General features: G+C 54.3%; 8 protein-coding genes. All 8 read right to left on the minus strand.

Features of this window, described 5'->3' with window-relative positions:
- Positions 1–3704: 3704 nt before the first annotated feature.
- The 8 genes from F0M17_RS16985 to rpmH all read right to left on the minus strand — a co-directional run bounded on the left by F0M17_RS16985 (position 3705) and on the right by rpmH (position 9319).
- A complete protein-coding gene (locus tag F0M17_RS16985) occupies positions 3705–4898 on the minus strand; it encodes a ParB/RepB/Spo0J family partition protein (protein WP_038992747.1) in 1194 nt (397 codons plus the stop codon).
- Positions 4899–5094: 196 nt separating this feature from the next.
- A complete protein-coding gene (locus F0M17_RS16990) occupies positions 5095–6018 on the minus strand; it encodes a ParA family protein (RefSeq protein ID WP_073707181.1) in 924 nt (307 codons plus the stop codon).
- Positions 6019–6194: 176 nt separating this feature from the next.
- Positions 6195–6836: a 16S rRNA (guanine(527)-N(7))-methyltransferase RsmG gene (gene rsmG / locus F0M17_RS16995; RefSeq protein ID WP_066142774.1), complete on the minus strand. Its 642-nt coding sequence runs from the start codon at positions 6834–6836 to the stop codon at positions 6195–6197.
- A 46-nt stretch (positions 6837–6882) separates the two neighbouring features.
- A complete protein-coding gene (locus tag F0M17_RS17000; protein WP_038992744.1) occupies positions 6883–7410 on the minus strand; it encodes a R3H domain-containing nucleic acid-binding protein in 528 nt (175 codons plus the stop codon).
- Positions 7411–7412: 2 nt separating this feature from the next.
- Entirely contained in the window at positions 7413–8387 is a 975-nt protein-coding gene (gene yidC / locus F0M17_RS17005; protein WP_038992743.1) for a membrane protein insertase YidC, read from the minus strand.
- A complete protein-coding gene (gene yidD / locus F0M17_RS17010; protein ID WP_038992741.1) occupies positions 8387–8764 on the minus strand; it encodes a membrane protein insertion efficiency factor YidD in 378 nt (125 codons plus the stop codon). Before yidD ends, yidC begins: the two co-directional genes overlap by 1 nt.
- Positions 8764–9117 (minus strand): ribonuclease P protein component, encoded by a 354-nt coding sequence (gene rnpA / locus F0M17_RS17015; protein WP_073707183.1) that lies wholly within the window; start codon positions 9115–9117, stop codon positions 8764–8766. Before rnpA ends, yidD begins: the two co-directional genes overlap by 1 nt.
- 64 nt (positions 9118–9181) lie before the next feature.
- Positions 9182–9319, minus strand: a complete 138-nt coding sequence (rpmH, locus tag F0M17_RS17020; protein ID WP_073707184.1) for a 50S ribosomal protein L34 — start codon at positions 9317–9319, stop codon at positions 9182–9184.
- Positions 9320–9736 lie beyond the last annotated feature (417 nt).

Raw genomic sequence — 9736 nt, forward strand, 5'->3', positions numbered from 1 at the left:
GGCAGACCATGCGTGCTGGTCGGGATTACGTTCTGGTTATACGTCCAGATTCATTGATTGCGCGCCCTACACGGAATACTGTCCGCGTACGTCGAACATCGGATAGTTGCTCCCGTTGTCTCTTCCGATCTGCCTATGCAGTTCTAGTTATTGGCAACTCGGCTATCGCCAGGACATCCACCCCTATGATCATTTACCCGAGATCATTCGCCATTCCAGCCTGAACGGAACTTCCAGTGACTTGCGTGGTCATTCCATTGGGCATGGCGTTGGAAACGAGGTGTCGTTTAGGTGGTTCTCCTTGTTTCACGTGAAACACGTTTCCAGCGGTTAGTCTCGAAAGTCCTGTATGGTTCATCGATTAATGTTTCACGTGAAACGGTGCCAAAAAGCGGCTGTTTTCAGCCTGAGTCTAAGTGAGTATGTAGCCATTATGGAAGCCACCGCTCTTCCAACTCAGAGTCGCCCGAGGGGTACTCCATTATTGTCACTCGGAGCTACCAAACACTATCCCTCCAAATAACCCTGTATAAACTCCCGGTCAGTGCAACAGACTTTCTCGCAGAACAAGCCATGTTCAACGGCACGCGCGAATGACGCTCATGCCCCAGCTTTACGCCGAGGCTTAGTCGGGACGATTCTTCACGTCCACACCCGACGCATCTCCCGCAGCAGAGTCATAGAAGTAGGCGGCGCCTCCTTACAAAGCTGAGCGCGCCTTCAGGACAAGAGCGGCAAAAGCGCTACTAATTGCAATTCCTTGACCGCAACCAACTCTAAACGTGTTCACCCAACCGTACTGGAGCCTCGACCATACGGATCTAGGTTAGGCTGGCGCTTACCTCAAGCTTTGCACGACGACTACGTACGACAGGACAGGACCATCGAACCGCATTCAAGGGCTACAACAAGTTCTGATCCTCATACCATCATCATTTACTCGTAGACTTGGACAAGTCCAGAGTTGAGCACAAAGCACGCATAACCATAGAGACTGACGGCCAGAAGCCATCATGACCCTACACTCCCCCTTTCAAAGCCCAACGGTCCACAGTGTATCCATTTGTCATCTGCCTGCTGTTCAAGATGTTCCCTTTCGAAGAGCCCAGTCGCGATATGAGGTAGCGGTGATCCTGTCAGAACGGAATGGTGACTCCAGGCGCTAATTCTCAGAGGCGCAGAAGCATAGTAACGGGCGGCTCTGAACCGGAACTCTTTTGTGGCTCCAAAGGTTCAATTATTCATCACGACTTCAAGAACACTGCTCGCCCATTAGATTGCGGGTCCGGTTCATGCCATTCCCCTATCCGGCAGAATGTACTCACCAGATTCAGTCATGTACAGCAACCGAAAAGCTTGAAGTCGATGTCCTGAAAGCTGATTCGAATACAAATGAGTGACAGCCATCGAAACGAAGCCATTCAAGGACGTAGCGTGGATAAGAATCTCCGACTAATGCCCACTATGGCCATGAATGGATTGCGTCCGGCTCACAGCAACTCTTGAAAGTCTAGATCGTCTCCTGATCAGGTCTGCAAACCGCTCGTTGCTGGACTCTGCCAATTCGCTCTGTTCCGAGGCGAACGTAGAAATCCAAGCAAGCCAGACTACGGCCACCGAATATCACTCGTCCACGTTGCAGTTCCTGCAGATCCGTGGATGGGTGCGGCATGTTGATTGCTCGATAGGATTCTTCAGAGCCCTGGCCAACAGTCACAGCCAAGGGTATATCGATCGAACCGCCTGAGGGAGGGTCTATGTTTCACGTGAAACTTATTCTCATGAATCATGACGTAAGCGGACTAACAGCGAAGATGCCCGAGAGAAATTCTTTTCCTCGTTTCATAAGTCGGTTCATCATCTGCTCTTATGGCATGGCTATCAGGCTGACTATTCGAACAGCGACCTCACGGCGGTTGCAACACCGGACTGGTGTTTGTCGTTAGAGTAAACAATGCATCAGTCCAATGTTTAGGCCTAGACAGATTCGTGATCGACGCTAATCATTTCAAGGCTGCATTAGAAGACCACGCCTATTCCGGGTGGAGTCATCAAATCCTAGAGTCTGGATCGAGTACTGGAAATCAGTCGCAGCGAACTTATTATCTTTGCATGATCCAGTGAATGAAGGAGTAGTCTCCCTACCGACCGACACAGCAACTTCTCATCGAGCACAGTCTGATCGACATTTTCGTTCTATTCCATAGGACAGTTTCACTCGAATCATAGATCCGCAGAAAACTGATCATCTGAATCTTGGGGGCCTCTACAATTCCGATCTAGAGTCACCAGAGAGAAACGCCGCCGTTGTCTCTCATTGCCACCGAATATTTTTCGTCAAAGCCACCCCCTATAAGCTGCTCCCACCACGCAACCGACTGTATGGTGGACAGAACCTTTTTCAATGTACGAAAGTTCGAAGTCATGCGACTAATCCAGCTCGCGCTGAGAGTCTGCCAGACTGCGCCATCGCATCCACGCAAGGCATCTTTCACGACAGCGTAGGCGAAGACTTCAATGCCGCAGATATCGTCCTCGTAGCTGGAAGGACCTCGAGAAGCTGAGCGACGAGCAGGTCCTTCAACTACTCTTCCCGACTGCAACTAACAAGAAGGCGCGATGCCCAACCTGGGCTAGAACAGCTTCTTTACGTCCTACGAACGCTGCTTACTCCAACTCATGGTCACCTCCGACGTTGATGACAAAACGTCAGCATCGAATTAGGCTGGCTAGGAGCTTCCATGGCCTCGCACGAGCATCGTCGCCGGGCAACAGGCTCTGAGGATCTATTTGAAGCCTGCCTGCCGTTCAGCCGATACTTTACGTGGAGCTCTGCCTTCGCATAAGGCAGCCGTGAGTCGGTTATGGCTGGCCGGTGGCTCTGGACGAGAATTCTAGCGGCTCTCAAAGCCACGAATATTCACTATTGAGCCATTCGGGATATGGCACCTCCGTCAAGAATTCTGAGACTTTCCCGCGTAAGGGACGATCAGGTTCTCTCGGCTGAAGGACATGCATTCACTCTGTGGCTTGATGGTCACTACCCTTTTAACGTATGTCTTTGCTTGGAGCGCCCATCCTGTTCGTGAGCGAACCCTTGCCTAGTGATCAGCCTCCAAGTCGGGGTCGCAGTCCAGCAGTTAAGGTGCATAGGGCTACAGAATCAACCATGAACCAGGTACGCCATGTCAGCAAGACCTGACCTTCTTGAGCGTCCGGCAGACAGGAACATTTAGACGGTTTTGCTTCGGGGTGACGAGGTGCGGATGGTGCCCCAGTCGAGTTCTGTGCACTACTCTTCCCGAGCACTCCCCCAAAGGCTCATGACGGTTCTCTGCTCCTCCTGCAACTCCTTGGAAACGCACCAGGTGTCGATCGGTGCATCGTCAGTTGCGAGAGGTTTTTCGTTGCAACTCCGATGAAGGCCCTTGGGGAGGCGTGGACACAAACTGAGATGCACTTGGCGCAAAGCCTGGGTCTTCGCGTGGTACTGATTCTTCGGGCCGAAAGAAGTCATTGCATCCAGCCTTCAGGGTTGCACGTCCCGAGAGATTCTAATGCAGTGACAACATCCGCTGGCCAACCTCTCCTTCAACCTTCCTAAATACTGGCCACCGCTCCCCAATACTTGTTTCACGTGAAACAGCGTTTTGGAGATAGAGAAGGCGCATGTTTCACGTGAAACATGCGCCTTCTCTATCTAATTACGAGTTCATTGTCGGATCGATAACCTGCATGATGCGGTTCAGATCATCGACCGAAGCGAACTCGATACTGACCTTGCCCTTGCGGCTGCCAAGTTGAATCTTGACGTTAGTGTCCAAGCGGTCCGCAAGCGATGTCGCCAAGAAGTCCAAACGCTCATTACGCTGGGTCTCGCGCGCCTTCTTGGCTGGCTTGCGCGGCTTATCATCGCTCAGGGCAACTGCCTCTTCAGTCGCCCGCACAGACAGACCCTCGTTGATGATCCGCTGGGCCAACTGTTCAATGACTTCGTTGTTGGACAGTCCAAGCAAGGCCCGTGCATGGCCGGCCGAGAGAACTCCCGCTGCAACGCGACGTTGAACGAGAGGAGGGAGCTTCATCAAACGGATCGTGTTGGAAATCTGCGAACGTGACCGGCCAATTCGTTCGGAAAGCACTTCCTGCGTGCAGTTGAACTCTTCTAAAAGCTGTTGGTAAGCAGCAGCCTCTTCCAGCGGATTGAGCTGCGAGCGGTGCAAGTTCTCGAGCAGCGCATCGCGTAACAAATCGGTGTCTTGCGTGTCCCGAATGATCGCCGGGATGGTCGCCAGGCCAGCGGCCTGCGTTGCTCGCCAACGACGTTCACCCATGACCAGTTCGTATGGGGCGTCATCCTTCTCGCGCGAAGGACGGACAACGATAGGCTGAAGCAGTCCAATTTCACGGATGGAATGGATGAGCTCATCCATGTGCTCTTGGTCGAAGTTGGTTCGCGGTTGCTTGCGATTCGGGTGGATGAGCTTGACGTCGAGTTCAGCGAACTGCGCTCCAGGAACTTCAACTAGATCCGAAGAGTCTGGGGTGTCAGGCTTCGGCTGACTCTTCTTAGGTGCTGACTTCTCGGCCGATGCATCATCCTCGCGCACAGGAGAACTCTTCGTCCCAAGAGTTGTGTTCAAGCCAGGCATCGTAGCTCGAGCACGCTTTGCCGGCTTAGCAGCAGTAGTTGGTGCCTTCGGCGTTGAGGACTTGCGTCCCGGTTCGAAGAACATATCGACTGGACGTGCTGCCCGTGGCCTCGATGCTTCTGCGACAGGCTCTGCGGGCGATGTTTCACGTGAAACATCCTGCTTCTCCTCTGGAGCTGCGGTCGCCGGCGAGCTGGAAATGAGGGCACCTAGTCCCCTACCCAAGCCCCGCTTCTTGTCTGCCATGTTTTTCGCACGCCCTTTCATCCGAAATTTCAGCCCGAGACTAGTCTACTGTTTATTGGCATCGAACCGGGGATGCGCACAGTGCGTCACCCACGGCTTTCGCAATGAGTGTTAGTTATCAGCCACGGTGTCACGTCTGAAACAAACTAAAACCTAAGGTAAACGACTCTAGGGGGGGAAATGCCCTTCTACGGGCCTACGCGCCCCGCTCAGCCATCTCTAGGGCTGCTTCGGAGTACGACAGGGCGCCGGTCGAGTTCGGGTCATAGGTAATAACGGTTTGCTGATAGCTCGGAGCTTCAGAAATTCGCACCGAACGCGGAATGACAGCCTTGAGCACCTGCTCCGGGAAGTGCTCCCGAACTTCGTTAGCTACCTGTGCAGCAAGATTAGTGCGACCGTCATACATGGTCAGCAAAATCGTCGAGACTGTCAGCTTGGAGTTCAGGTGCTTCTGGATCATCTCGATGTTCTTAAGCAGCTGACTCAGACCTTCCAGCGCGTAGTACTCGCACTGGATAGGGATGAGAACCTCACGAGCGGCAACGAAGGCGTTGACGGTCAACAGGCCCAAGCTCGGTGGACAGTCGATGAAGACATAGTCCAGGCGAGGCAGTCCCTCGCGCTGGCGAGTCCGAGCGTAGTCGTCCAAGGCGCGCTGCAGGCGCTGTTCACGAGCTACCAGAGAAACCAATTCGATCTCTGCACCAGCCAAGTGAATCGTCGCAGGAGCGACCTGCAAGGTTGGCAGGTCTGGGCATGTAGCTACGACATCAGACAATGGAAGGTCGTTGATTAGCACATCGTAAATGCTGTCCACCTCAGCATGATGCTCGATACCCAGCGCGGTTGAAGCGTTGCCCTGCGGATCGATGTCGATCACCAGGACGTTCAGTCCCCCCTTGGCCAGAGCGGCTGCAAGGTTTACGGTGGTCGTCGTCTTGCCGACGCCGCCCTTCTGGTTGGAAATCGTGAAATAGCGGGTCTTCTCGGGCGTTGGCACCTTACGGGCCTCCAAAGCTTCGCGACGACGATGTTCACTAGCTATTTGAGTAGCCAGGGGCGAGGACGAGTCGTTGAAATCAAACGCGCTATCCGATGAATCCTTAGTCTTAGACAAAGGTAAAACTCCTCCTCGTGAAGTGGTGCGCCTAATACTCATAGCGTGCACCGATAATGTTTCACGTGAAACATTCAAAACAAGTCATGCAGATTGCGAAATGGCTTCATCCTCGAATGCACGAGGATAAAAGCCATTTCACTTCTATAACTATTTAACAGACTATCGCGTCAACCTTAGCCAACCTTGATGCGAACCACCGTTGTTGGTTCTGCAAGGATGGTTTCGCCCACAGTAAGCACTTCGGTTTCCTTGCCACCGAGTTTGCGGATGGCCTTAGTTGCCTTGGCGATTTCCTCGGCAGCCGAGCGCCCCTTGATCGCAATCAGCTCGCCTTGACCGTGCAGCAGTGGAATGGTCAGTCCGGCCAAGTTGGTCAATGCGGATACGGCGCGGGCCGTGACATAGCGTGCGTTGACCACGTCAACCATCTGCTCTGCACGGCCACGCATTACGGTGACGTTGGTCAGACCCAGATCCTCAATTACCTCGGAAAGCCAGATGCAGCGGCGCTCCAGTGGCTCAATCAGAGTCAGCTTGAGGTCCGGGCGGGCAATTGCCAAGCAAAGCCCTGGAAGGCCTGCGCCGGAGCCTACGTCGGCTACCTCGGCATCCTTGTCCATAACCTCTTCGATCACTGCGCAGTTGAGCACGTGGCGGGACCACAGACGGGGTACTTCGCGCGGACCCAACAGCCCGCGCTCAATGCCAGAGGTCGCCAGATGCTCTACATAGCGCTTGGCAAGATCCAAGCGGTCACCGAAAATCTTCTCGGCAGCCACGGTCTCTTCTGCAGTAAGGCTGAGGTCCTCAGTCATTGTCGTTGGTCCTTAGGTCGATCAGCGCGCGGACGCGTGATGGTTCTTAGCTGTCCAGTACCGAGATGACGATATGGCGTCGGGTCGATTCGCCCTCGGATTCCGAGTGCAGTCCAGCATCTGCGATGACGTCGTGCACGAGCTTGCGCTCGTAGGCGCTCATCGGATCCAGATGGACCTTCTCGCCAGTTTCGCGAACCGAGGCAATGGCGTCCTCAGCAATCTTGCGCAGCAGATCTGCACGCTCTGCACGGTAGCCGGCAATGTCCAGGATCAGGCGCGAACGCTCACCGGTCGCAGTCAGCACTGCGAGCCGGGTGAGTTCCTGCAGCGCGTCGAGGACTTCGCCATCCTTGCCAACCAGGCTTTCCAGCGACGCGTCATCGTCCTCGGTAAGGATCGAAATGTAGGTACGTCCGCCACGGATTTCGATGTCGATGTCGCCGTCCAGATCAGCGATATCCAGAAGCTCTTCAAGGTAGTCGGCTGCGACGTCCCCTTCGTCCAGAACTTCCTGATCGTCATCGATCTGGTTTTCCAGGTCGGGCGCGTCGATATTCTCAGTTGCAGTCATGGCTACTTCTTCTTTCGACGGTTCTTGCGCTGCGGCTGATGACGCTGGCCCTTTGCCCGCTGCTCCGCTGCGGCTGCTGCAGCGGCGTCAGCGTCTTCCTTCTTCATGCCTACTGGAGGCAGGCCCTTGGCGGCACGGCGGGCGTTGAGCTCGCGCTCCGCTTCCGAGCCAGGGGTTGGGTTGTTGCGGATAACCCAGAACTGCTGGCCCAGGGTCCACAGGTTCGATGCGGTCCAGTAGATCAGCACACCGATTGGGAAGTTGATGCCACCGATGCCGAAGACCAGAGGCAGGATGTACAGCATCATCTTCTGCTGCTGCATGAATGGGCCCTGCAGGGCTTCCTGGCTCATATTCTTGGTCATCAGCTGGCGCTGGGTGAAGAACTGCGATGCGGTCATGGCAAGGATCATGACGACGGCAACGATGATGACGGCCCAGTTAATAGCGCCGGAGTTGATGGTGCCCAAGAAGGTCTCGGACAGTGGTGCACCCAGGATGGTGGAACCGTCGAAGCTGCGGATGTGCTCAGCGGACAGTGCGCCGATTGAACGGCCATCATCGCTAGCGCGCGATGCTTCATTCAGTACGCGGAACAGTGCGAAGAAGAATGGCATCTGCACGAGCAGAGGCAGGCAGGAAGACAGCGGGTTGGTCTTATGCTTCTTGAACAGCGCCTGCTGTTCCTGCACCATGGCCTGACGCGAAAGCTGGTCGGTCTTGCCCTTGTACTTTGCCTGCAGCTTGCGAAGGTCAGGCTGCAGTGCCTGCATCGCGCGCTGGGACTTAATCTGCTTGACGAAGACTGGGATCAGCAATGTACGGATCAGCAGCACGAGGAAGATGATCGACAGGGTCCAGGTAACACCTGAATCCGCGTTCATTCCAATCGCGGTGAACAGTTCGTGGAAGGCCCACAGAACCCACGAGACTACGTATGTAAACGGAGTCAGTATCGTGTCTAGGAAGTTGTTCATCAGTGGTCGAGCTCCTTGCGGCCGCTTTCCGCGGCGTCTTCATCGTCGGGAATCACAGGATGATTCAGAACTATGATCCTCGGCAGTTTGCCTTCTGGCCAAATCCTCGGTCCCTCAGGAACGTGGTCGACGCCTCCGTGGGACCACGGATTGCACCGGAGGATCCGCCAAGTGATCAAGCCGGCGCCTTTGACAACACCGTGCTGAGTCACCGCTTCGAGCCCATAGGCAGAACAGCTAGGAAAGTATCGGCATACATCGCCGTACAGCGGCGAGATGATTTTTCGGTAAGTCTTGAGCAACCCGATTACGATGTTGCGTGGGATATCGATGATGAACCACAGCAAACCGGTACGCGGAGCTGAATCCTTGCGCATCAGCGCGCCTCGATCTTGCGCAAAACAGCGGAGAAGGCTGAACTGATCTGGGCGTTGAGTTCTTCCCAGGAGAGTTCGGCAGAGCCAGGAAGTGCACGGAAGACGAAATCGACATTCCCGTCCACGCGCCGAAGCTCATGGGCGATCTCTCGCATTCGTCGTTTGGTGAGATTCCTTTTAACGGCAATACCTACAGCCTTGGAAACAATGAATCCAAACCTGTCGCCGAGGAACTCTTCGGTTACTCGGGGGCGTGCATATAGCACGACGTTCCGGCGTCCGCTTCGGACACCGGAACGTACAGTGGCTGTAAGGTCTTGCGCTAGGCGCAGTCGCTGATTCTTAGGCAACATCTGTTTCGCGTTGCTCTTTAGCTGAGCTCGTTGAAATCATGCTGCCAAGAGCTGCTTCGCAAATTTATGCGGACAGCTCGGCGCGACCCTTGCCGCGACGTGCCGAAAGGATGGCACGACCTGCACGGGTACGCATACGAAGGCGGAAGCCGTGCTTCTTCGAACGACGGCGGTTGTTAGGCTGAAAAGTCCGCTTGCTCACGGTGACACTCCAAAACGATTTAGATGATGCGTACTACCCGTTGACCAGCTAGCTCGATAACAACAGGATGACGCTCGTGTTTTCTTATAAAATGCGCTTTCTCGCGGGCTCTTCCAAAATGAGCAAGTCGCAAAAAGGTGCGCATAGGACTGAATAACAATAGAAAAATATGCGCCTTGGGTCAAATTGGCGCGCAACTTTAGCCCCGGCTCCCCTGCTCGGGTGCCAGCCTGTGAATAATCTACCTCAAAGTTGTGGATTACGGCTGTGCATAACGAAAGAAACTTCACATATTTCCACAAAACAGCTAGTCATCTCGCGAGGAAAAACGCTTGATTTCATGGGAAAACCTGTTTTCCACAGTAATAACACCCTGATTTTCCACGCAGCTGTGCATAACTGTGTGGATGATGGATA

This window comes from Glutamicibacter sp. ZJUTW, from assembly GCF_008370855.1.
In the GTDB taxonomy this organism is placed as follows: domain Bacteria; phylum Actinomycetota; class Actinomycetes; order Actinomycetales; family Micrococcaceae; genus Glutamicibacter; species Glutamicibacter nicotianae.

Excerpts from the sequence above, each read along its gene's own strand:
- F0M17_RS16985 (WP_038992747.1), bottom strand. The coding sequence starts at position 4,898 with ATGGCAGACAAGAAGCGGGGCTTGGGTAGGGGACTAGGTGCCCTCATT.
- rsmG (WP_066142774.1), bottom strand. The coding sequence starts at position 6,836 with ATGACTGAGGACCTCAGCCTTACTGCAGAAGAGACCGTGGCTGCCGAG.
- F0M17_RS17000 (WP_038992744.1), bottom strand. The coding sequence starts at position 7,410 with ATGACTGCAACTGAGAATATCGACGCGCCCGACCTGGAAAACCAGATC.
- yidC (WP_038992743.1), bottom strand. The coding sequence starts at position 8,387 with ATGAACAACTTCCTAGACACGATACTGACTCCGTTTACATACGTAGTC.
- yidD (WP_038992741.1), bottom strand. The coding sequence starts at position 8,764 with ATGCGCAAGGATTCAGCTCCGCGTACCGGTTTGCTGTGGTTCATCATC.
- rnpA (WP_073707183.1), bottom strand. The coding sequence starts at position 9,117 with ATGTTGCCTAAGAATCAGCGACTGCGCCTAGCGCAAGACCTTACAGCC.